The sequence below is a fragment of the Desulfosarcina widdelii genome, from assembly GCF_009688965.1.
Lineage (GTDB): Bacteria > Desulfobacterota > Desulfobacteria > Desulfobacterales > Desulfosarcinaceae > Desulfosarcina > Desulfosarcina widdelii.
Genome location: NZ_AP021875.1, coordinates 5,687,289 through 5,710,078 on the forward strand (window position 1 = coordinate 5,687,289; position 22,790 = coordinate 5,710,078).

General features: G+C 46.6%; 21 protein-coding genes. 19 read left to right on the forward strand and 2 right to left on the reverse strand.

Annotated elements, in window-relative coordinates:
• The first annotated feature begins 273 nt into the window (after positions 1-273).
• From GN111_RS26080 to GN111_RS26125, 10 genes are all read left to right on the forward strand, one after another.
• Positions 274-1,527 carry a TetR/AcrR family transcriptional regulator gene (locus GN111_RS26080; RefSeq protein ID WP_155306558.1) on the forward strand — a complete coding sequence of 418 codons (1,254 nt, stop codon included), beginning with the start codon at positions 274-276 and terminating at the stop codon, positions 1,525-1,527.
• Positions 1,528-1,620: 93 nt separating this feature from the next.
• Positions 1,621-2,154 (forward strand): hypothetical protein, encoded by a 534-nt coding sequence (locus GN111_RS26085; RefSeq protein WP_155306559.1) that lies wholly within the window; start codon positions 1,621-1,623, stop codon positions 2,152-2,154.
• Positions 2,155-2,166: 12 nt separating this feature from the next.
• The gene (locus tag GN111_RS26090) at positions 2,167-2,439 is read left to right on the forward strand and encodes a MoaD/ThiS family protein (protein ID WP_155306560.1); all 273 of its coding nucleotides are present in this window, start codon (positions 2,167-2,169) and stop codon (positions 2,437-2,439) included.
• Positions 2,440-2,446: 7 nt separating this feature from the next.
• Entirely contained in the window at positions 2,447-3,211 is a 765-nt protein-coding gene (locus tag GN111_RS26095; protein WP_197740427.1) for a HesA/MoeB/ThiF family protein, read from the forward strand.
• A 388-nt stretch (positions 3,212-3,599) separates the two neighbouring features.
• Positions 3,600-3,926 (forward strand): IS66 family insertion sequence element accessory protein TnpA, encoded by a 327-nt coding sequence (tnpA, locus tag GN111_RS26100; protein ID WP_155306561.1) that lies wholly within the window; start codon positions 3,600-3,602, stop codon positions 3,924-3,926.
• Positions 3,923-4,270 carry an IS66 family insertion sequence element accessory protein TnpB gene (gene tnpB, locus GN111_RS26105; protein WP_155306562.1) on the forward strand — a complete coding sequence of 116 codons (348 nt, stop codon included), beginning with the start codon at positions 3,923-3,925 and terminating at the stop codon, positions 4,268-4,270. The genes tnpA and tnpB overlap by 4 nt, the downstream gene beginning before the upstream one ends.
• A gap of 62 nt (positions 4,271-4,332) precedes the next feature.
• Positions 4,333-5,892, forward strand: coding sequence for an IS66 family transposase (tnpC, locus tag GN111_RS26110; RefSeq protein ID WP_155306563.1), 1,560 nt, complete (start codon positions 4,333-4,335; stop codon positions 5,890-5,892).
• A 412-nt stretch (positions 5,893-6,304) separates the two neighbouring features.
• The gene (gene bbsA / locus GN111_RS26115; RefSeq protein WP_231715563.1) at positions 6,305-6,964 is read left to right on the forward strand and encodes a benzoylsuccinyl-CoA thiolase subunit BbsA; all 660 of its coding nucleotides are present in this window, start codon (positions 6,305-6,307) and stop codon (positions 6,962-6,964) included.
• Between the two features lie 126 nt (positions 6,965-7,090).
• On the forward strand, positions 7,091-8,260 hold the full coding sequence (bbsB, locus tag GN111_RS26120; protein WP_155306564.1) for a benzoylsuccinyl-CoA thiolase subunit BbsB: 1,170 nt from the start codon (positions 7,091-7,093) through the stop codon (positions 8,258-8,260).
• Positions 8,261-8,414: 154 nt separating this feature from the next.
• Positions 8,415-9,164 (forward strand): SDR family NAD(P)-dependent oxidoreductase, encoded by a 750-nt coding sequence (locus GN111_RS26125; RefSeq protein ID WP_155306565.1) that lies wholly within the window; start codon positions 8,415-8,417, stop codon positions 9,162-9,164.
• A 64-nt stretch (positions 9,165-9,228) separates the two neighbouring features.
• Here GN111_RS26125 and GN111_RS26130 read toward each other — a convergent pair whose 3' ends face one another.
• A complete protein-coding gene (locus GN111_RS26130; RefSeq protein WP_170302469.1) occupies positions 9,229-10,185 on the reverse strand; it encodes an IS1595 family transposase in 957 nt (318 codons plus the stop codon).
• A 137-nt stretch (positions 10,186-10,322) separates the two neighbouring features.
• On the opposite strand from GN111_RS26130, the gene GN111_RS26135 reads away from it, so the two are divergent.
• The 8 genes from GN111_RS26135 (at position 10,323) to GN111_RS26170 (ending at position 19,486) form a co-directional block, all read left to right on the forward strand.
• Positions 10,323-11,069, forward strand: a complete 747-nt coding sequence (locus GN111_RS26135; protein ID WP_155306567.1) for an SDR family NAD(P)-dependent oxidoreductase — start codon at positions 10,323-10,325, stop codon at positions 11,067-11,069.
• A 24-nt stretch (positions 11,070-11,093) separates the two neighbouring features.
• The gene (locus GN111_RS26140) at positions 11,094-12,332 is read left to right on the forward strand and encodes a CaiB/BaiF CoA transferase family protein (RefSeq protein WP_155306568.1); all 1,239 of its coding nucleotides are present in this window, start codon (positions 11,094-11,096) and stop codon (positions 12,330-12,332) included.
• Positions 12,316-13,545 (forward strand): CaiB/BaiF CoA transferase family protein, encoded by a 1,230-nt coding sequence (locus GN111_RS26145; protein WP_155306569.1) that lies wholly within the window; start codon positions 12,316-12,318, stop codon positions 13,543-13,545. The genes GN111_RS26140 and GN111_RS26145 overlap by 17 nt, the downstream gene beginning before the upstream one ends.
• Positions 13,546-13,649: 104 nt before the next feature.
• Positions 13,650-14,879 (forward strand): acyl-CoA dehydrogenase family protein, encoded by a 1,230-nt coding sequence (locus GN111_RS26150; RefSeq protein WP_155306570.1) that lies wholly within the window; start codon positions 13,650-13,652, stop codon positions 14,877-14,879.
• A 138-nt stretch (positions 14,880-15,017) separates the two neighbouring features.
• On the forward strand, positions 15,018-15,788 hold the full coding sequence (locus GN111_RS26155) for an enoyl-CoA hydratase/isomerase family protein (protein ID WP_155306571.1): 771 nt from the start codon (positions 15,018-15,020) through the stop codon (positions 15,786-15,788).
• 93 nt (positions 15,789-15,881) lie between these two features.
• Positions 15,882-16,640, forward strand: a complete 759-nt coding sequence (locus tag GN111_RS26160; protein WP_155306572.1) for an electron transfer flavoprotein subunit beta/FixA family protein — start codon at positions 15,882-15,884, stop codon at positions 16,638-16,640.
• On the forward strand, positions 16,637-17,524 hold the full coding sequence (locus GN111_RS26165; RefSeq protein WP_155306573.1) for an electron transfer flavoprotein subunit alpha/FixB family protein: 888 nt from the start codon (positions 16,637-16,639) through the stop codon (positions 17,522-17,524). Before GN111_RS26160 ends, GN111_RS26165 begins: the two co-directional genes overlap by 4 nt.
• The gene (locus GN111_RS26170; protein WP_155306574.1) at positions 17,525-19,486 is read left to right on the forward strand and encodes a (Fe-S)-binding protein; all 1,962 of its coding nucleotides are present in this window, start codon (positions 17,525-17,527) and stop codon (positions 19,484-19,486) included.
• Positions 19,487-19,835: 349 nt separating this feature from the next.
• Here the strand turns inward: GN111_RS26170 and GN111_RS26175 are convergent, their stop codons facing one another.
• A complete protein-coding gene (locus GN111_RS26175) occupies positions 19,836-21,206 on the reverse strand; it encodes an IS701 family transposase (protein ID WP_155306575.1) in 1,371 nt (456 codons plus the stop codon).
• Positions 21,207-21,352: 146 nt separating this feature from the next.
• Between GN111_RS26175 and GN111_RS26180 the strand changes: the two genes are divergently transcribed.
• Positions 21,353-22,666 carry an OmpP1/FadL family transporter gene (locus GN111_RS26180; protein WP_155306576.1) on the forward strand — a complete coding sequence of 438 codons (1,314 nt, stop codon included), beginning with the start codon at positions 21,353-21,355 and terminating at the stop codon, positions 22,664-22,666.
• The last annotated feature ends 124 nt before the right edge of the window (positions 22,667-22,790 follow it).

The window sequence follows — 22,790 nt, forward strand, 5'->3', positions numbered from 1 at the left end:
AATAACAGTATATTAGTGTAGCTCCTTGTTTTTCCTGTGGGTTGGGTCGTTCAAAATCAATAGAGAGGCAATGAACATTGCAGGCCATAATCCCCCTGTGAGTCATAAAAAAACCGCTCGAAGCCGGCAATGGTTTCTATAGAATTATATTAAGATAAGGACGGGAATATAAAAAAAATCAAGTCAATGCGTTGACATATTTAGGTCCGCTTGGGTATATTCAAACAAAAAGGGTATTACAATCAGCAACAGAGCGCGGACAGGAGAAGCTAAATGACTGATAATGGGAAGCGGGAAAAAATACTATTGGCTGCAAGAGAAATACTGACGGCAAAAGGCCTTAAGGACTCGACTATTTCTGAGATAGCCAGGGAAGCGGGGGTCGTTGACTCCCTTATATATCATTATTTCAAAAATAAGGAAGATTTGCTTTTTTATACAGTCGAGCGGGAGTTTGAAGCCGTCAATAGGGAGCTAAGCTTCCAATTTAAGGGGATCATAGGTCCTGTCTCAAAACTGGGTAAAATGATATGGTTCCATCTTTCCCTGAATGATGAGCACGATCAAAAAGTCCGAATTCTGAAGAATTTGCTGTTTGAGAGCCGGTCATACAAGAATTTTTACAATCACGAAGGCTATCAGTCGCTTAGAAGATATATAAAGGTATTGGTTAATATTATCAGGCAAGGCATCGAGGAGGGCTTTTTTGAGGAAAATTTAAATATTACGGTCGTAAGGGACATGATATTTGGATTACTGGATGAGGAATCCATTAGTTGTATCGGATGTGGAGATGTAGAAAAAACATTACCTGATTTTGACGATATCATGAAACTGGTTCTCAGCATGATTGTCCGAATTCCGAAAATACCGGTAAGAGTCAGCAATAAACGTCATAAGGCTCGGTCCATTCTGTATGCTTCCAAGGATGTTTTTGCGAAAAAGGGCTTCAACAGTTCCACTGTAGGAGAAATTGCCAGTCTTTCCGACGTATCAGAGGGCACGATTTACGAATATTACAAGAATAAAGATGATCTTCTTTTCAGTATTTCGGAATATTTCATCAAGAACCAATACATGGATTTCGAGGACCTATTTAAAAAGGATGATCCGCTATTGAGATTTAAATGCTTCACGGGATATTATTTTTATTCATTTCTCCAGGACCCCCAGTTTCTAACAATTTATCTTCGTGATATAAGACTAAACAAAAAATTTCTCTCTGATTATTATTACAAAAATTTCAGATCCCACGTTAACTACCTGGAAAAAATTTTGGATGACGGCAAATCGAGAGGTCATTTTAAACCGGAAATCAACAATAGAATTTTTATAAACCTTTTTATCGGAGCATTTACTCATATCGCGATGAGATGGTTGAATCTGGGCCGAACGGGTGCTATTGAAATGTTCGTTGAGCTGAACCAGCTGACGACGCTTCTTACCCGTGCGCTTACTGCCGAGAGCCAGCCGTTAAAAATGGGAGATAGATTGATAAATAATCAGGAGGAGATGCTTGCTCAATAGGCTCCCATTAAGAATCAAATAATTTCAGTTGAATATATCCGATATCAATCCTGATAAACACATATTGGAAAATCTTAACGGAGGGTTGTGCAGGTGATTATTGACGAATTGGCTTCATGGTATGTTTTTATTTTCTGTAAGGAATATTTTGATCGTCCAGCAGACCCAGGATCCTATATTATGTATAATAATAAGAGGCTTACAAATAAGGAGTATCTTGAGCACTGGGGTAAGTGGGTATTTCTCGTTCATACGGAAAATGTTAGGGAAATGGCTGATAAGCTCGATCCCTATGTGGAGAATAAGTCGATTCCGTGTATCAAATATGACCGTAAACCACAGAAGTTTTTCAGGCTAGAGGAATGCGTTTTTTGTGTTTATTGCGATGACAGGCAAAGAGATGAAGTGTGGAAAATTATTGAGAGTCAAGGTGTAAAAGGCCGAGCCTGGACGTATGAACGCGAAGTGATCAGTAAATGGATGCCGGGTGGATTGAACATGGAGCGTTGGCTGAAATATCATAATACTTCAGGAGAAGAAGCAGAAAAGATCAGAAAGGATGCCCGAATGAGGCTTGGACAATTTTATAACAATCCGGATGACCCCTGTATGGGGTGGGCACAGTAAGGGGATCGATAAATGGCTATCGTCTTGTTTGCAGGTGAATTGCGCAAGCTTGTAAATGGCCGGGATGAAGTGAGGATTTCAGCCGGTGATATCCAAGCTTGTATTAATATTTTGGCAAAAACTTATCCCCGTGTAAAAAAAACGGTTTATGACAAAAACGGCGAATTATCCGACTCGATCAATATCTATATCAATGGTGATAATATCCGCGGACTTAACGGCATTTCGTCTACATTAAGGGAAACGGATGAAGTAAATATTATGTCCGGTTTTGCCGCTGGATGAGGATGTCGTGATTACCAAGTCCGAAAGAAGAAGATATGATCGGCAGATCAGGCTCTCCGGTTTTGGCATCGGGGGGCAGGAAAAACTTAAGCAGTCCATTATGTTAATTGCCGGGGCCGGTGGGCTGGGTTCCCCTATGGCAATGTATTTGGCGTCTGCGGGTGTGGGTACTATCCGGATTGTCGATGATGATCATATCAAATTAAGCAATTTAAACAGACAGCTTCTTTATACCATTGATGATATCGGAAAGAATAAGGCGGACACCGCAAAAGAAAAGCTCGTCACAATGAATCGCAGCATTCGAATTGAAGCTGTAAATGCAACGATTTCGAGTCATAATATTCGACAATTGGTTGAGCAATGTGAGCTTATTTTGGATGCAACGGACAATTTTCGTGCCAGATATATATTAAATGAGGCTGCGATAAAAACGAAGATTCCTTTTATATATGGCGGCATCTACGGTTTCGAAGGCGCTCTGACGACAATCATCCCGGGGAAGACCCCCTGCCTAAGGTGTATTTTTAAAAATCATCGGTTATCTCCAGAGACCCCTCCCGTGCTTGGCGTCGTGCCTGGAGCGATTGGCTGTCTCCAGGCGCTGGAGGCAATTAAATATGCAACAGGAATTGGGAGACTATTAACAAACCGGTTATTGATATTTAACGGTATCAGTATGAAATTTAGCGAGTTAAGACTAAAACGCGATCCTGACTGTTCTGATTGTTCCGGAATGACATCATCAGCCGAGGATGCAGCCCTTGGGTAAAAAGGGCTGATGGTCATCGGGTGCTGCTTTCGATCACTCCAAAAGGACCCGGATCAAAATGACTCCAATGTATCACTGGTGTCCAAGCGCATCGGAAGCCGCGTGAAAATATGCGTGCCGGCACTAGTGATCGGACGGATGGCCGAACGCTCCTTCGATATGCCGTGGCACCGGCACCGAATTCACCGCAGACTGGACAGCCTTCAGGTCAGAAAGTTTTTCATTTCAATCCGTGTGTGCATTTGCGCAACGAGATCACGGTTGAAACTCGCAACATAAATAGATATTACGCCTAATCTGTGGCTGATTAGTAAGTGTCCATTTAACCCCATCTTCACAAAACCGGAAAGGCGTGGCAATATGCTCCTTCAGGAAAGGAGGAGAACACATGCCGGAAGACTACCATCTATTCGATTCCCATCAAAGGCGCAGCTTTTGGGAAAGCCATGTTGAACAATGGCAGAATAGCGACCATAGCCAAGCCGCCTATTGTCGCAGTCACAATCTCAAAGCCCACCAGTTTTATCATTGGAGACGGCGGATTTTGGCCCCGCAAAACGAGGTGTCTTTTTTGCCGGTAACGCTATCCGGAACCCTGGCACAAAATCATCCAACGGTTCGTATCCGAACGCCCAACGGCTTCACCATTGAAATTGACAACCGACACGGGTTTAACGAAATTAACCAACTCGTGGCCATGGTTGCTGCTTTATGATGTTGCCGCACAATCCCAAGCAAGTCTTTCTGGCCGTGGGCAGCACCGACATGCGTAAGTCGATCAACGGTCTGTCAGTGCTGGTGGAGCAGGCCATGGACCTGAACGCCTTTGCCGGGGATCTGTTCGTTTTCTGCAATCGGCGGCGCAACATGATAAAAATTTTGTACTGGGATAAAAACGGATTTGCGCTCTGGCACAAACGACTGGAGAAGCATCGATTCCACTGGCCCACGAGCACCGAACAGGTCGTTTCTTTAGGAGCGAAAGAGCTTGGATGGCTTCTCGCCGGACTGGATTATTCGCACGCTCATGAGCATTTAAGCTACCGTTTTGCCAGCTGAAATTTCGACCTAAAATGAAAAATAATATATACAAATCCAGCATGTTATGATATACAACGGGCATGGTTTTGGAATCGAATCAACTGCCCGATGACACTGAATCACTCAAGCAGATAATTACTTCTCAGCAGCAACAGATCGACCATTTGCAGGAGATGCTGCGTCTGCTCCAGAACGAAATCTTTGGCCGCAAAAGCGAAGTTCGCCCGGCGGTTAATCCCAATCAGCTGCAGTTGTTCACGCCCCCTGAACCGGTCGAGCCGGTTCATACCGATGAACCCATAGCGATCAAAGGACATACCCGCAAAAAACGGGGGCGCAAGCCGCTGCCTGAGGATCTTCCCCGGGTTGAGGTTGTCCACGACCTGCCTGAAGAAGAGAAGCAGTGTGCATGTGGGGCAACGCTGAGCCGCATCGGTGAAGAGACCTGCGAAAAGCTCGATTACGTTCCGGCCAGGGTTCAGGTGATCCGTCACATCCGCTTCAAGTACGCGTGTAAACGCTGCGAAGGCGTTGAGGATGATGGCCCCACGGTCAAAATTGCCCCGGTGCCGGTGCAGTTGATCCCCAAAAGCATGGCCACTGAAGGGCTGCTGGCCCACATCGCCGTTTCCAAGTTTGCCGATGCTTTGCCATTGTACCGCCAGCAAAAGATATTCAACCGGTTGGGGGTTGAGTTGTCACGGGCGACGCTGGCCAACTGGATGATCCAGGCCGCAATGTGTTGCCGGCCGGTCATCGACTTGCTGCAACAGGAGATCCGCAGCGGGCCATTGATCAATATCGACGAAAGTCCATTGCAGGTGCTCAAGGAACCGGGCCGCAGCAACACCACCAAGTCGTTCATGTGGGTGTTTTGCGGCGGGCCGCTATCCAGGCCGGTGGTTTTGTATCAATACCATCCCACGCGCAGTGGACAATTGGCGCTGGGACTTCTGGATGGCTACCAGGGTTATATCCAAAGCGACGGCTATAGCGGTTATGACCATCTGACCGGGAAACCGGGCATTGCCCATTTGGGTTGTCTGGTGCACGTACGGCGCAAGTTTGTGGAGGTAGTCAAGGTCCGCAAAAAGGCCCGCGGCAAGCAGGCGGCAACCAGAGGCCTGGCCGACGAAGCACTGGATTATATCGGTGCGTTGTACCATATCGAAAAGCAGGCCAGTCAAAACGAGTTGTCATTCGAGCAGATCCGGAATCTGCGGCAGCAAGAGGCCAAACCGATACTGGATCGATTCAAAACCTGGCTGGAGGTCCATCATCCCCAAGTTCCCCCGAAGAGCCTGCTCGGCAAGGCGATTCAATACGCCTTGAATCAATGGGATAAATTGGTGGTTTACCTTGAGGCCGGGTTTTTAAAGCCGGACAACAATGTGGCCGAAAATGCCATCCGCCCGTTTGTATTAGGCCGCAAGAACTGGTTGTTTGCCGGAGCCCCCGACGGAGCCGAAGCCAGCGCGACGTTCTTCAGCCTGATCGAAACCGCCAAGGCCAATGGTCTGGAACCTTATGCCTATCTTCGCTACCTATTTGAGAAACTTCCCCTGGCTCATAGCGAACCGGACATTCTCGAACTTCTTCCCAACCGAGTCGGTCAACTCGTCATTGATGCCGCCAGATAGGGAGCGGTTGAGTAGACGCTTACGCTGATTAGCCTCAAAAATCCCCCTAAAGAATAGCCCAAATCTGCCGGCGCACGTTGTCATTTCGTGATTGAAATGCCCGTATAGCAAGGGCTCGCTCGATTTTGCGCACTTACAAACCGAAAACCCAAAACATACAAGGTAAAAAAGTATTGACAAATCGGCTCCATTAAAGAATAGTGCTCAGAAAAGTGCAAAATCATAATAATATTAAGGTCTGTATTTGTTTTTATGGCACACATGGGAATTATATAAAACAAGTAAATCAATGGGATATTAAGTACAATGGAATTATTCATGGTGCTGATATAGAATAATATCAACGAATATAGATGTAAAAATAAATATTTTGCAATTGCAGTTTGTTGAGTAAGGTACAGACAGAAAATCGATGGGGTCTGTTTGTGCCGAAAAGTTCGTCGCTGAAGATTTTACCCCGGTATTGGGCCCAATGATGATGACGGTGCCCGGTAATGAAAATATAAGAGGTGTTTTTTTACCTGGACATGGGAATGGTTTTAGATCAATCGATCCATCGCTGATAAGGCGGGATTCCAGAAAAATAGTGCCGGGGTTTGGAAAACAAGAAACCAAATTGTTAAAGGAGCGAAAAATGGCAAAAACCCAAAAGAAAAAAGAAAAAGAGCCTGATATTACTTTTTTCCACGATGACCTCTTACATGCACCTGCAGATGGTTCAGAGGCATTCCTGAAAGGGTGGAAATGCAAAAAATGCGGCCAATTAGATTTTCCGAAACTAACGCCTTGCCCAAACTGCTGGGGCAGCGAATTTGAAATGGTTCCTTTGAGCCGAACCGGCACGCTATATAGCTGTACTGACATTTATATCGGAGCGCCGGGTATGAAAACTCCCTATATTTTCGGATATATAGACCTTCCAGAGAACCTGAGGATTTTTGCGCAACTTGAAGGTGAGGTGGATACCTTTAAATGCAACGAGACAGTTGAACTGACAACAGGTACGATAGGAATCAACAATGATGGCCTTCCTATTACCAGTTACAAGTTTAAAAAGGTGTCGCAGCAATAGGGGGGATTACCGATCGAATAAGCTGAGTTACTTTAATTATATCGGCTAATGTGGTTGACAATTCTGAACCGGTGAAAATGGACATACACATATAACATGGACACATTATATTAAGGAGCCTTCAAAATGAGGTTAGACCGTGAAGTATATATAGCAGGTGTTGGTGAAACCACTTTCGGTAGACACAAGGTGGATTTCGATGTTTTAGGTCGGCAGGCCGCTCTTCAGGCCATTCAGGCCTCAAATATCGATTCGCCTGATGTTATTCAAAGCGCGTTTGTGGGTAATGCAACAAACGGTCTTTGTACCGGACAGCGGGTTTTTAAGGATCTCGGCATGTGTGGGAACATGCCTATCATCAATGTAGAGAGTGCATGTTCAGCGGGTGCCATGGCGATTTACTGTGCGATCAAAGATGTCGCAACGGGCATGACCGACATTTCAATTGGTGTGGGGGCTGAAAATCACAGCCTTCACCGGGACACCGGCGCAGCTTTTGCGCCGGATATGACGGATATTGAAGCACGCCATGGTGCGGTCATGACTGGAAAATATTCTTTGAGGGCCAATCGATTCTTGTACGAGACCGGGGCAACGATAGAGGACCTCGCGATGGTTACTGTTAAAAACAGAAAACATGCCACCAACAACCCCAATGCATGGTTCAAGGGAAAAATATCGGTTGAAGAGATTGTTAACTCAAGAATGATTGCATATCCTCTTACCCTGCATCAATGTTGTGCCATTTCTGACGGTGCTGGAGCCGCAGTCGTGTGCTCAAAGGAAATGATTAAGAAATTAAAGATTAATAAACCGATAAAGGTTGCAGGCGCTGCCCTATGTTCAGGTCCCTATCATAACCGGCCAAGGGACATTGTAGCGGATGATATCACGGAAATGACCTCCGACCTACTTTATGAAGAATCAGGAATCGGACCGGAAGAAGTTGACATTCTCGAACTGCACGATGCATTTACCATCGCTGAAATACTTTATTACGAGTGCATGAGATTGTGCAAAAAAGGCGATGCACTGAAATTCCTGCGTGATGGTCAATCCACCTATGGCGGGCAGTGCGTTGTTAGTCCCCGCGGGGGGATGCTTTCTTACGGCCATCCCATCGGAGCATCCGGCGCTGCTCAAATAGCCGCAAACGTGAAACAAATCAGAGGCGAGTGCGGGGGGTATCAGGTAGATCCGATACCGAAAGTGGCAATGTCGCATGTTACCGGCGGTGGACTTGCAGGTACCGAGCACGCTGCGTGTACAATGCATATGCTGGTTAAAGGATGGTAAAAAAATACTCACGTTTCCACCGGAATTGGTCATCGATAAACAATATTGGCAGTATCTCTTTCCCTAAACTTTATCACGGGATGCGTGCCATGTCGGCCAGTCGTGTCGGGTTAATGAGGTAAACGGCAGAATCACTAAATGTAAGGGGGTAATTATGGAAACAGTATCCAGCAGAGTGGCGCTGGTCACCGGTGGTACGAATGAGATCGGTGCGGCTATCGGTTTAAGATTGGGAATGGGTGGCGCAAAAGTTGCGATTACCGATATTGACAAGGGCAAGGTGGATGAGGTGGTATCACGGATTCAAGATGCTGGCGCAGATGCGATGGGGCGGGTAGCCAACCCCACAAAACCTGAAGAAGTCAACAGAACAGTCAATGATGTTATGGAAAAATTCGGCAAGGTCGATATCCTTGTCAACAATATAAATGTTCAGGAAGGTGGTACGATTTCGGAAATTTCTGATGAGCAGTGGCATAACTGCCTTAAAACGAACCTGGACCCCCTGTTTTTCTTTTGCCGCTATGTCGTACCACAGATGCGGAAGAACAAATTTGGACGGGTTATCAATGTGGGGGACCTTATTTATCTTGGATGGCCCGGGAATTCAAGTTACTGTGCATCAAAATCGGCTGTTTTCGGATTCACCCGTTCTCTGGCCCTTGAATTGGCAAAAGAGTCGATTACCGCAAACTTCGTTGTCAAGGGAGATGTTTCGGGCTCGGATTTGACTGAAGAGGAAACTGCGAAGGTGGCCGCAGGCCTGCCGGTACAAAAAATCGGAAGTCCTGAAGACATTGCCCAAGCTGTGGGATTCTTTGCCTCGAATGATTCGGGATATGTAACAGGGCAAACGCTTTTTGTCTGCGGGGGTAAGAGCCTCTATTCTTCCATGTCGGTCTAGTAAGTGGGCTTTTGATAGGGTTAAAATAATACCTGGTTATCCATAAAGCTAAAGTGACAAAGTTTTAATTGGCCAAGAGAAAATATTGAGTAGTACCGCCTCTGATTTGTTTGTAAGTTGATTTGGTCGAAGAGGTTATCTGTTGAGCCATTCGCATGAACTTTTTCCCAATGTTACGGGATGTTCGACGGTTAAACCTAAACACATATTCGTCCAAATAACTCTGAAGATGTTCGGGTCCGAACCGGCCCTGGAAAGTACCAAGGATTAATCGTTTTACTAAGGATGCCACCAAATGAACACCCGGCAAGACGCTGTCCTTGTCTGAGGTTCGGGATGCCACAATCGGATGGTGCGTGTAGCTGCTGTCATCAAGGAAGTTGTAGCCTTTCCAACCATCGGTGATCGTTGTGCTGCCAGGGTCAACGTTGGTGGATACGAATTGATCTAAAACATCGCCGGAGCAATCCGGCACCACTTGCAATCGGATACGGCCAAGTTTTTTGCCCTTTTTCTCAACCGCCGCAACCACGATGGTTTTGCCATCGGCACCGCGGCCACGTTTGCCGGGCTTTTGACCGCCGATAACGAATTCGTCAACTTCAACAGTGCCTGAAAGTCGTTCACGGCCCTGTCGTATCGTACAACGCCTGAGTTTGTGCAGCCAGGACCAAGCAGTCTGATAGCTTCCCAAACCCAGCAGGTCCTTTAGATTGATAGCGTTAACCCCGGATTTTCGGGTTGTAAACCACCACATAGCTTTGAACCAGTAGGTCAATGGTTTTTTGGTTCCATGCATCACGGTACCGGCTGTCAGCGAATGGGGCGATTCGCAGCGAGTGCATATGTATAAACCCTTTGCACTGATCCAGTATTCTTTATGCCCGCACTTTGGGCAGTTGAAACCATCTGGCCATTTCATATCGATCAGGTAGTCTCGGCAAGCTTGTTCGGTACTAAACCGTTTGTCAAATTCGACCTGGCTGCAGGGGAAGTCTTCGTCGATGAAAAAATCTGTCATAATTGGCCTCCTTTGGTTATGGATGAGGCCAGTATAACTTGAGCCTGTGACAGATGCGGTCACAGGTGGTCTAATAAAAGTAAAAATCATCACTTTAGTTTTATGGATAACCAGGAAATAATATATGGAGGTGTAATATGGGAATAAAAAATAGAGTTGCCCTAATAACCGGGTCGGCAAGCGGAATGGGAAAGCAGACGGCTCTGAGAATGGCGGAACAGGGGGCCAAAATCGTAATAAATGATGTCGTAGCTGAAAAAGTTGAGGAGACGGTTGAAGAATTCAACAAAGCCGGTTTTGAGGTTCTCGGACAAGTAGCCGATATTTGCAATAAAGAGGCGGTCGAAAAGATGGTTAAAACCGCAGTTGATACTTTTGGGGGTATCGATATTCTGGTTAATAATGCCGGACTTGAAAAAGCCGGTCTTTTACGAAAGTTGAGTGAGGCCGATTGGGATATTACAATTAACGTAAACCTGAAAGGTGCTTTTTTGTGCAGCCAGGCTGTTCATTCTTCCATGATCGAAAAGAAACACGGTCGTATCATCAATATTGCTTCCCGAGCATGGCTTGGCGGACCGGGACAGGCTCCTTATTCTTCTGCAAAAGCCGGAATGGTAGGATTAACAAGAACCCTCGGCATTGAACTGGGCAGGAAGGGTATTACGGCAAACTGTATTGCACCAGGATTGATTCATACCCCCATGTGGGATGAAGCACCGGAAAAGCTAAAGAAAACGCTATTGGCAAAACAGCCTACCGGAACATTGGGTGAAGTTGATGACATTGCCAATGCTGTGATGTTCTTTGCAGATGATGATACGGATTTCATTACAGGTCAGGTGCTGTACATTTGTGGAGGAAGAAGTCTATACGCAGGATGAACTCATTTTAAGGAGATCATAACTATGGAAACAGACGGGTCTTTATCGAACTTGAAGATAATCGATTTCACAGGGGAATTAGGACCATATGCAGCAAAACTATATGCCGGTCTTGGAGCCGATGTCATTCATCTTGAGCAGATAACCGGAGATCCCCTAAGAAATATCGGGCCTTTTTATAAAAACATTCCTAACCGGGAGGGAAGTCTTCAGTTCCTTTATTACAACGCCGGCAAAAGGGGAGTGGTCCTTGATCTTAACAATTCAGCAGGAAGAGAGATCTTTATCGAGCTATGCAAAACAGCTGATCTTTTAATAGAAAGCACAACACCAGGCTATCTTGCGGGGATGGGCCTCTCTTATGATCACCTTAGCGGTGTAAATCCCAAATTGGTTCATACATCGATAACACCTTTCGGTCAATTTGGCCCCTATGCCGAATACCCAGGATCTGATTTGACCTGTTCGGCTCTGGGAGGGTTTTTGTATTTAGCCGGCGTCGATAACGATAAACCGGTCAGAGCCCCCGACAACCAAGCGTATAGAATGGCCGAAGCATATGCCGCCGTGGGAAGTTCAATCGCTCTGCTTGCCGCAAAGAAGACCGGAATTGGCCAGTTCGTTGATGTGTCATGCATGGAGTCTGCGGCAATGGCCCTTGAAAATGCAGCACAATACTGGGATCTTGAGGGCGTAATTCGAAGGGGCCGCGGAAAAGAGTCGGGGGCTGGAACGATTCACCCATGCAAAGACGGCTTCATTGTCATTGTTGCAATTATGGGTAGCAATAAAGTGATGTGGGATCCTTTCGTAAAGTGGATGGAGGATGAGGGGGTCGAAGATTGGAAAGTGCTTGCTGATGACAAGTGGATCGATCCGGGATATAGGCAAACGGATGAAGGATATGAAACGTTTTGCCGTATTTTCGAAAATTATACGATGAAACACGATAAATTGTATCTATATGAACAGGGCCAGGCCCATAGGGTCGCAGTCTCCCCGGTAAGCAACGGCAAAGATCTCCTTGAAAACCCTCAGCTCAGATATAACAACTTCTGGCAGACCCTGCATCATGACAATCTTGACGGAGACATTACCTATGCCGGTGCACCATATGAGCTTGAGAAGATAAATTGGCGATTGGGGAATCCGGCCCCGGCATTTGGTCAGCACACAACCGAAATTATTGAGGAACTCGGATATAGTGAAAATGAAATAAAGGCCTTTGCGAAGGGGGGGATAGTCCATGTTGCCGAATCTTAAAAAGACGCTCGAGGGAATCGTTGTTTGTGATTTTTCATGGGTGGGTGCAGGCCCGATAACTACAAATATCCTGGGTCAGTGCGGTGCGGAAATTATCAAAATCGAGAGTAAAAAGAGACCGGACATATTGAGGAAGGGAGGACCTTTTAAGGATGGTATTAACGAGGGGCTGGAGCGTAGCGGATATTTTGCGAACCGGAATCCCAATAAAAAATGCATTTCATTGAATATGACCCAGCCAAGAGCCCGTGACGTTGCCGTCCGGTTGATAAAAAAGAGTGATATTATTATCAATAATTTTCGTGTAGGCCAGATGGAAAAATGGAAACTGGGATGGGAGGATGTGCAAAAAATTAATCCGAAAATTATTTATGTAACCATGAGTCTCCAGGGAACCGCAGGACCACATAAAGCATATATGGGATACGGAGTGAATCTCAACGCTTTGTGCGGGTTGACCGAAAGGGCATGTTTTCCCGGGGAAAGGCCCTTTGGTACGGGTACGAATTATACGGATCATGTCATGGTGCCCGGCCACACGCTTTTCGGTATCATGGCGGCCCTCCTTCAGCGGGAAGAAACAGGAAAGGGACAGACAGTGGCTGTTTCACAGCTTCAATCAGCTATCAGTATGAAACCGTCGGACGCCTTAACCTTCGCGGCAAATGGCGAGATGTTAGGCCCCCTGGGATACGGTGATCCAGATGCGGCGCCGCACGGTGTATATACGGCCATTGGTTACCGGAGTTGGATCGCAATCGCCGTTTTCTCTGAAAAGCAATGGCAGGCCCTTAAAACCGTGATGGGCAATCCGGCTTGGGCGGAAAATGATAAATTCAGCACGTTTGCGAACCGCAAAGAAAATGAAAATGAATTGAATGAGAATATTCAGCAGTGGACCAAAAGCCGCTATGCCGACCTTATGATGGATAAACTGCTTCAAAAGGGAGTTTGCGCTGGTATTGTCAACGATGCACGGGGTGCCATTGAAGATAACCATCTAAGATCACGTGATTTCTGGGCATATCTCGATCATCCTGTCGTGGGGAGTACGCTTTACAACCGGGGGCCGATGATTTTTTCCAAAATGCCTCTGGAAATGAAGTCTGCGGCACCGGTTCTCGGTCAGGATACCGAGCAAGTTTTAATGGAACTGTTGGGATATTCGGAGAAAGAAGTGAATCAACTTAAAGAGGAAGATGTATTAACATGAACATCGCGTATAATCATATATCGTGATGTTAAAAAAGAATAATGCCAGTTTTTCTATGGGGAAGTGCATTACCAATTGCCGACTTTTAAACATGGAGGGAAAGAATGGATTTCAGTATATCTGAAGAATATATGATGCTAAAAGAGTCAATGCGTGGGTTTGTAAAAAGGGAGATGATGCCTCTGGAGAAGACCTTACTTGAGCGCCAATTGGCTCTATGGACGGAGCCCGGCCCTTTGATTCCCGAAAAGGATCATGAAAGACTGATGAAAATATCAAAAGATCTTGGTTTCTGGGGCCTCGAGGTAGAAGAGAAGTTCGGCGGTCAAGGACTGGGAATGCTAGCGAAGACCCTGGTAGTAGAGGAAATGTCAAAATGCCTGGTCGGATTTTCACATCACGCATTTACCCTACCTCCGGATGCACCAAACCTGTACTATTTGAATGACTGCTGTACTGAAAGCCAACGGGAAAAATATTTTGCGCCCTACTGCAATGCAGAAATTGAATCGGCCATGGCAGTGACGGAACCGGATGCCGGTTCTGATGTTAGCGGCCTTAAGACAAAAGCGGTGAGGAAAGGTGATAAATGGATTCTCAACGGAGCGAAAACTTTCATTAGCAAGTGTGATTATCCGGAAGTTTTTTTTATCGTGATTGCGGTTACCGATCCCGAGGCGTCCACAAAGGATAGATTTACGGCCTTTCTTGTCGATAGAGAACACCCGGGGGTAAGAATAGGAAGGGAGGTCCCGGTTATCGGTGCAATGCCTGTCTGGGATTTCTTTCTTGAAGATGTTGAACTCAGTGACGATGCCGTCCTCGGAGAGGTGGGAAAAGCGTTTATTCCCTTACAAAATCGTTTTGGGGTTCGTAGAATTGAGTTGGCGTCCCATTGTACCGGAATGGCTGAAAGACTAATTCAGATGATGATTGACCAGGCCAACAACCGAACAACCTTCGGCAAGCCCTTGGCCAGCCGCCAGACAATTCAGAACTGGATTGCAGATTCAACGCTTGACCTGGAGTCTGTTCGATGGCTGCTTTATTACGCAGCATGGAAGTCCGATCAGGGGTATAAGGATTTAAGAATAGAGGGCGCAAGTGTGAAAGTAGCCGCAACGGAAATGCTGACCCGCGTTGCAGATAGGGCCATACAGGCACATGGCGGTATCGGCGTTACACAAGAATTGGGCATTGAATATGTTTCCAGAATGGTGAGGATTTGGAGGATACTGGAAGGCCCATCCGAAATTCACAGATGGCTGGTTGCAAGACAGTTGCTCAGGCAAAAACAGACTTATGATCCCTTCATATTGGAAAAGGAAGACTGAAGATTTAAGATCTCGATATTGGTTATCCGACTGTCCAGCTATGTAACAACTGTGATTTTCAGATAGCCTCTGATTCCAAATATAGAAATTGGCTAAGGGCATCGCTTAGCGGAATTTGAAGTGATAGGGAGGATAGAGATGGGGGTTGAATTTAAAAAAGAAGATCATGTAGCTTACATTACCTTAAATAGACCGAAAGCTATGAATTCTTTGGACCCGGAATCGTATGACCGATTGATTAATATCTGGAATGAAGTCAAAACAGATCCTGATATCCGTGTTTCCGTTTTGACTGGAACCGGTGAAAAAGCGTTCTCTACAGGTACGGATATGAAAAAAACTCCGCCTCCGAAAGAATGTATGGCGGCAAGCTATCTAAGAGACGGACAACCGCTGATTCCCCATATGAAAATGTGGAAGCCTATCATTGCGGCTATTAACGGTTTTGCGATCGGTGGCGGGCTTGAAATGGCGCTGGCGTGTGATATAAGGATTGCGAGCTCTAATGCCAAATTTGCTTTAACGGAATCGAAGGTAGCGAGCCTGGCGGGATTAAATGGCACCCAGTGTTTACCACGTGCCATTCCGCAAGCGATCGCAATGAAAATGATATTGACCGGCGAGATGATTGATGCCCAGGAAGCATACAGGATCGGCCTGATAAGCGATGTCGTGGAGCCGGACGAGTTGATGAACTTGGCCAAGCAATACGCAGAAAAGATCGCAGTCAATGCGCCATTGAGCGTCAAGGCCGCTAAACAGGCGGTGATGATGGGGCTGGATATGCCCCTGGATCATGGGATTGCGTATGCGCATCTTTTGTGGGGTATCCTGCGGGATACCGAAGATCGGAAAGAAGGGTTTCGAGCTTTTTCAGAAAAACGGGCCCCCGAATACAAGGGGATATAGCCGGAATTATACTCTGATTGCTTGAAACATTCTATGGGTGCCCGAGACGGATCGGTTGAAACGTTCCATCCGTCCCGAAACAGGAGGTTTGCAATGCATATTGTGGTATTAGCAAAAGTCGTGCCGGATTACGAAGTCCCAGCCAGCGATTTTGAACTGGCAGATAGCCGAGCACATAAGCGCTACAAGCGGATGATGGGGTTATACGACGAGAACGCAATCGAATCGGGCGTGCAATTAAAAGAGAAGTATTCCTCAACTCTTACGATTGTATCTTATGGAAATAAAGACGATATCCCGGTTCTTAGAAAAGCCGTGGCCATGGGATGCGACAAACTTCTTTTAGTTACGGGAAGTTCTGATGACGCTTCGGTTATCGCGGCAAATCTCAAAATGGCTCTGGACAGTTTGGGAGATGTGGATTTGGTGCTGGCAGGGCAGCAATCGGCAGATATGGACAGAGGGCTTGTCCATGGAATGTTGGCAGAAAAGTTGGGGTTTGTCTTTATTCCTCAGATTGCCGGTATTGAGTATCTGGATGGCCAATGGAAAGTGACCCAAAACACGGAAACCGGTATTCGCGAGCTGGAATGTAGGGAAAAGGCCGTATTGTCGATTACAAGTGTTCCGGAAAATGTTCCCCGAATTCCGGCAGTCAGATCAATTTTTGCGGCGAAAAAGAAGGCAGTGGATATACTTCCGGCAATAGAGGATAAAGCGATGCCAGTCGATGAAGTTTCGGTAGAAATTCCCAAAATGGAATCTGTATGTGAATTCCTGCCGGCCGAAGATGACATAGCAGAAACTGCTAAAATTTTGTTGAGAAGGTTGAGGGAGGAGCGGTATATATGAAAACATTGATTATTGAAATGATTGAGCCGAAAAGGCTTGGCGAGCTGGTGACAGTGAGCAGGGAATTTTGTGAGAAACCGGATATTGTTGCCGTGGGATCCGGACAAATTCCCGGATCCTTTGCCAAGGCATACCAGGTCGAGGATACCGTTGCTTCGAATCTGATTTCAGATCTTGCTTCATTGATACTGAAGGAGGGCTATGAAATTATCTTATTAAGCGCCTCAACCCTTGGCTCCGGAATTGCGGCCCCGCTTTCCATTAAACTTTCAGCACCGGTGGTTTCAGAAGTCATCGGAATCAAGCCGGAGCTTGTTGTTGAAAGACCTTTGTATGGCGGAAAAGCGGTTGCAACTTATAAACTCAAAAAAATGCCTGCCGTATTGACCATCCGGCGGAAATATTTTGAAGCGGCTGATCTGCAGGGTTTCACTGAATCGAAGCTGCTGGGCTCGGATGGGAAAAAAGTCGAACTAATCACCGAGAGAGAGGAAAAGGCGGAGGGGATACCTCTTGAGGATGCGGAAGTTATTGTATCCGGCGGCAGGGGGATTGGTGGCGCGGAAAATTTCCCTATACTTCAGACCCTGGCCGATTTGTTTAATGGCGCGGTTGGTGCATCGAGAGGCGCCGTTGACGAGGGGTGGGCGAAGCCGACCCAGCAGGTTGGACAAACGGGGAAAATTGTAGCTCCGGGGGTTTATTTCGCCGTGGGTATATCTGGAGCCAGCCAGCATCTGGCCGGAATCGCAAATGCCAAATGCGTTGTCGCAATCAATAAAGATGAAGAGGCCAATATTTTCAAGCGCGCGAGATTCGGCGTTGTCAGCGATTATAAAAAAATCGTCCCTGTGTTGATTGAAACGCTGAAAGAGGAAGGTTAAATGGAGCGGATACCTTATTGGAACATTAATTTTGGTATTCTTATTGACGTATTAGCCGTGCCGGTGGTCGTCATTTTTGTTTACGGCATCTATAAACATTGGATACGCATCCGCCAGGGCAAGGTCAGGGTAAATCCGGAATTGTCAAACACGGCTGGGAAAATTGGCCCGGTTTACGTTCATGCACTACTTACAAAAGGTATCCTGGGGACCAAGATCTACAAAAAAATCTATACCGGGGTTGCCCACGGTGGGCTATTTTGGGGAATGTGCATCCTGTTTTTGGGGACCGTTCTGGTATTTTTTAACGTGCTATTCGGATTGCCTGTTTTTCGTGGTGAATTTAACCGCTGGTTCATGTCGTTTGCGTTGGATTTTTCAGGATGCGCTGTTTTGGGCGGCATTGTTTTTTTCCTGGTCAGAAGACTGATATTTCCTCCTGAATGGTTGACCGAACCAAAGTCCCGAAGCGGGTTTGTACCGGCCGTCGTTCTACTTGGACTGGTGATCATTTCGGGTTTCCTGGTTGAAGGCGCAAGAATTGCCTGCAACGGCCCTGACCCAGGCTCATTCATCGGCAACTACCTGTCGGCGATGTTTGGTAAGACCGATGGATGGCTTTTGCACCGTTATGCGTGGTGGACACACGGGATTCTTGCTTTGGGCTTTCTGGCATATATCCCATACTCCCCATTGGTGCATATCTTGCTGGTGCCCGTTAATGCAGCGTTGGCCAATCCGATGCCAGGCACAAAAATGGGCGTGATCGATTTTTCCTCTTTTGAGGACGAAGAAAGTGAGGAGATACCCTCGCTGGGAGCCTCCAAATTAACCGATCTCAGCCGTAAACGATTACTCGACTATTCAACGTGCCTGTGGTGTGGGCGATGTCATGAGGTCTGTCCCGCGGCCGGGACAGGTAAACCATTGTCACCCAAGGGTGTAATCGTTACGCTTGCGGAGTTTCTGCAAGAATGTAAAGAGGAGGAAGATTCTCTAATCGATTCAGTAACCAGTGACGCACTCTTTTGTTGCACAACTTGTGCCGCCTGCATGGAGGCATGTCCTGCCTTGATAAATCAGCCGAAAACGATTCTGAAGCTCAGGCAAAATTTAGTTATGGAACGCTCCGAGATTCCCGAACTGATGGGCAAAGCCAACAACAGCCTTGAACTCAGGGGCCACCCGTTTTTCGGAACCGGTGCCGGTCCTAAAGATTGGTGCAAAGACCTTGAAGTTCCGATTTTTGAAAAGGGAAAGACCGACTATTTGCTGTGGATAGGATGTTCTGTCACCTATGAAGAACGCACTCAGCAGATTGCCAGGGCAATGGTAAGGATATTAACGGCCGGAGGCATTTCCTTTGGAATCCTCGAAGAAAATCGTTGTACGGGGGATCCAGCCAAGCAGATGGGCAACGAATTCCTGTTTACCGAACTAGCCCAACAGAACATTGAAGATTTCTCCACTCTGGGAATTGAAAAGATTATAACCATGTGCCCCCATTGTTTTAACAGCTTTAAGCGTCATTATCCTGCATTAGGCGGGAATTACGAAATTTCTCCGCATTCAGTGTTTGTAAAAAAGCTCATTGCAATGGGTAAGCTGCACCTTAACAGAGAATCAAAAACAATATGTTATCATGACCCCTGTTATCTCGGAAGGCGTAACAGCATATTCGACGATCCTCGGGATGTTATCAACTCAATGGGCGAGATTGTGGAAATGCCCCGTAATCGAAGCGAAAGTTTTTGCTGCGGTGGCGGTGGCGGAAACTACTGGGCTGAAGAAGTCGGCACTAGAATTAACCAGGTGAGAGCTAAGGAGGCCCTTGATACGGGGGCTGACTTAATCGCAACATCTTGTCCGTTTTGTCTTCTCATGCTGACCGATGGTATGAAAAAATTCACTGAAGACCAAAAGGTATTTGATATTGCTGAACTAGTTGATCTACGGCTTTAAAAGAGCCGATTATAACGGATTTAGGGGACCCCCCATAAAAACTACGATTGCCTGATTTTTGGGCTTTCCCTATCCGGCCGAAACGATGATCAAGGCCGAATTACGACTTTCTATTTAACAGTCTTGGTTGTCAGCTTTATAAATTTGACGGACCAAGAATAAGGTAAAGAGTTTTAAGTTGGCGCCGGCAATAGATTCCACCATTCACCGATCTTCATCCGGGAACCGTTTTTTGAGTTGATCGATGTTCATTTTGTCGCCTCCTTGATAACAGCTGCCTGGGGCAGATTCGGTCACTAAGTGGCCTTAATCTTGGTTATAGGTCCGAAATTAATTTGACTTCGTAACGTTATCCCGTAGCCGATGCACCCCGCGCCAAAGCCACACGCGTACGGGATTCGATCGCGGCCTGCCGACGGCGATGGCGTTGTCCCATTTGGCGCAAAACTTCTTCTCTGGTAACGTCTCGGCGTGGGAGAAATCGTGACAAGAGTTCTTCGATGTCAGCACACGAGAGTAGCGGGAGATTTTCCTGGTGGCGTATTCGTTCCGACAGCATAAAAAGCATTGCCGTCATCACTATAGCCATATGATGATGCCAAGCCGACCATTTGCGGACCTGATAATCCGCCATACCGCACTCACTCTTGCCGTCTTCAAAGGCACGTTCCACCCAGTAGCGCTGCTGAAGCTGCATCCACGCCAGCCTCGCCAAATCTGTCGATTCGGGAGCATTCGTCAACGAAATCTTTACTTCCGGCCGTTTGGCGAGCGTCTGTGTGGCAACCAAAGACCACTTGGCGGCTGTGGCCGATTTGCCGTCCCACACATAAACCGGAACGCGCAAGACGCGAACTTTCAGAGGACCCCGCGTGGTACGACGTACTTTAAGTGTCGGCTGGGAGGCCAACTCGAAACGCTTGACAACATCCTTGACCTCTACAGGCTTGGCATCGCTCCGATAACGCTTGAACTTGGGGCCGCGGTTGCTCTTGCGCTCAGGAATATAAGGATGCGGGTCTTGAAGATAAACGCGAAGGTCCGAATGAAGATCGACCACAAATTGCTGTCCCATCCGATCCAAGGCAAGACAGAAGGAGGGAGTCTTGCCATATCCGGCATCGGCGCCGACCCAACCAAAGCGCCGCTCCATAGCTATAGCATGCTCGACGATCATCAACGCCTGCTGCTCTTTGGTGAGAAACACGCGATCAACCTCAGGAATCCCGGCTTTCTTGCAACGCTCCGGATCCTGTGTCCACTGCTTGGGAAGGTAGAGGCGAACATCTATAGGAGCAACAAACCGCCCGTTGGCCAAAGCGCCGAAGACAGCCACTTGGCCGTTATCGACTTTGCCCAACCGCCCCAGCCATTGACGGGCAACCCCCACCGAGCGGCTACCCTGCTTGGCAAAGGCGCTTTCGTCGATCAGAAGCGCCGCGGACTTCTTATCGCCCAAATGTGCATCGACCTCGCTGCCAACCTGATCAATAACTGCACGGGCATCCCACTTCGAGTGCGTCAAGAATTGTTGCAGGTTGCGCGAATTGGATCCCGGGACCACTTCCTCCATACGGTCCATGTTCTTACGGACACCGGCCTGCATCAGTCCGCAGGCGTATTGGCGCGCTTTGTCGGAGACATCGTGACGGTAGGATTTGAAATGGTGACTAAAACTTTTCACAAATTTCACAAAACGCCCGGCGACACGGACAAGCAATTCTGTCTCGTGGGCTTCATCAGATTTCCTCCTGGGTTGCTTTCATGGAGATAACCATATGATATTAAAGAAGAAAATTCAAGAATTATCTTTACAAAGTCAAATTAATAAGTTTCATTTGTCACGCAAAACGCAGAGGGGGAGCAATGAGAAAAAAGATGAAAATGTCAGGAATGGAGTTTTTCATTGTGTTCTGTATTGTGTTGTGTTCATTTTCCGGAATCCAAAATGCCGATGCATTCATAGATTTCACGCGGCCAATAGGATTTAACGCGGATGCGATGGCACGGGGAGGCACTTCCATTGCCAACGGAGAAGATCCCAGTAATATGAATTTCAATCCCGCTATAATCTCAGAAACTGAGAAAAACAGTCTGGATGTTAACCTCTTTGCGATCTTTCCCAATTTTGATTACACGTACAACGGTACGGGTAATCAAAGAGTTACCTCAACAGATAAGGACAGGATTCTTTTAGCCCCTGGGGTAAGCTATTCTCATAAATCTGAAAATTCAAGGATATCTTATGGTTTGTCATTCGCTGCGATGGACGCACTTGCAACGGATTACTCAGTATGGTCAAAAAACTTCGGTTCAACAAACGGTTCGTCTGAGCTTCTTCATTTGAGATTGGGGCCTACGATTGCCTACGATATAACTTCCAGTCTTTCGGTCGGCGTTCGTCTGGGCATTGATTATGCCACCCTTGACATGCGTTTTCCCTTGGGAGGCGTGTATGTTGATTTGGGGAAGGCGGATGGGTGGGGATTGTCCGGCGCAGTTGGTCTGCTTTATAAACCATTCGAGACTTTAAGTGCGGGGTTGTATTACGAAAGTCCAACTTTCTTAGCAGATTTAGAGACTAAATCTGCCGATGGATATATCAAGATGGGAGCTACTGATATTCAGCAACAGGATGTCAAAGTGAATGACCTTCAATTCCCGCAAAATGTAGGCCTTGGCTTGGCTTACCAGCCGGTTTCTTTTCTAAGGCTGTCATGTGATATCAAGTATATCAACTGGAACAGCAAATGGGATGAGCTGGAACTTGAATTCAGCAAGATGCCGCAATCACTGAAAGTTCCTGTTAACGTGGATGATCAGTTAACGTTCGGGGTAGGCGCCGAATATTTTATTTCCGAAAAATTTAAAGCCTCATTAGGTTATCATTACAACGACAATGCTATGGATGATAATTTTTTGAATCCTTATGTTCCTACAGAGGTCGATCATACTCTCACTGCCGGTTTGTCTGTGAAACCGGTTGAATATTTGAAAATTGGATTTGCATATATGTACGCCTTAGTTGATAGCAGTGAGTCAAATGTTATTCATGGGTACGATGCATCGCTTGAACAGCAACTTGGGTTGCCGTCCGGAGCCCTAAACAGTGAACTAAGTAACGCAAAACTCGAAAATGATGCTCAGGCTGTCATGTTTTCATTAACCATAAACTGGTAGGGCCGCATGGGAATCTTGTCATTTCAATCGATGGAAGTACAACAGACTTAAATACTGATGAACTCGTAAAAAGTCACTAAAATGCGTTTTTGCAATTTGCCACTCAATAAATTCAATATGTTGC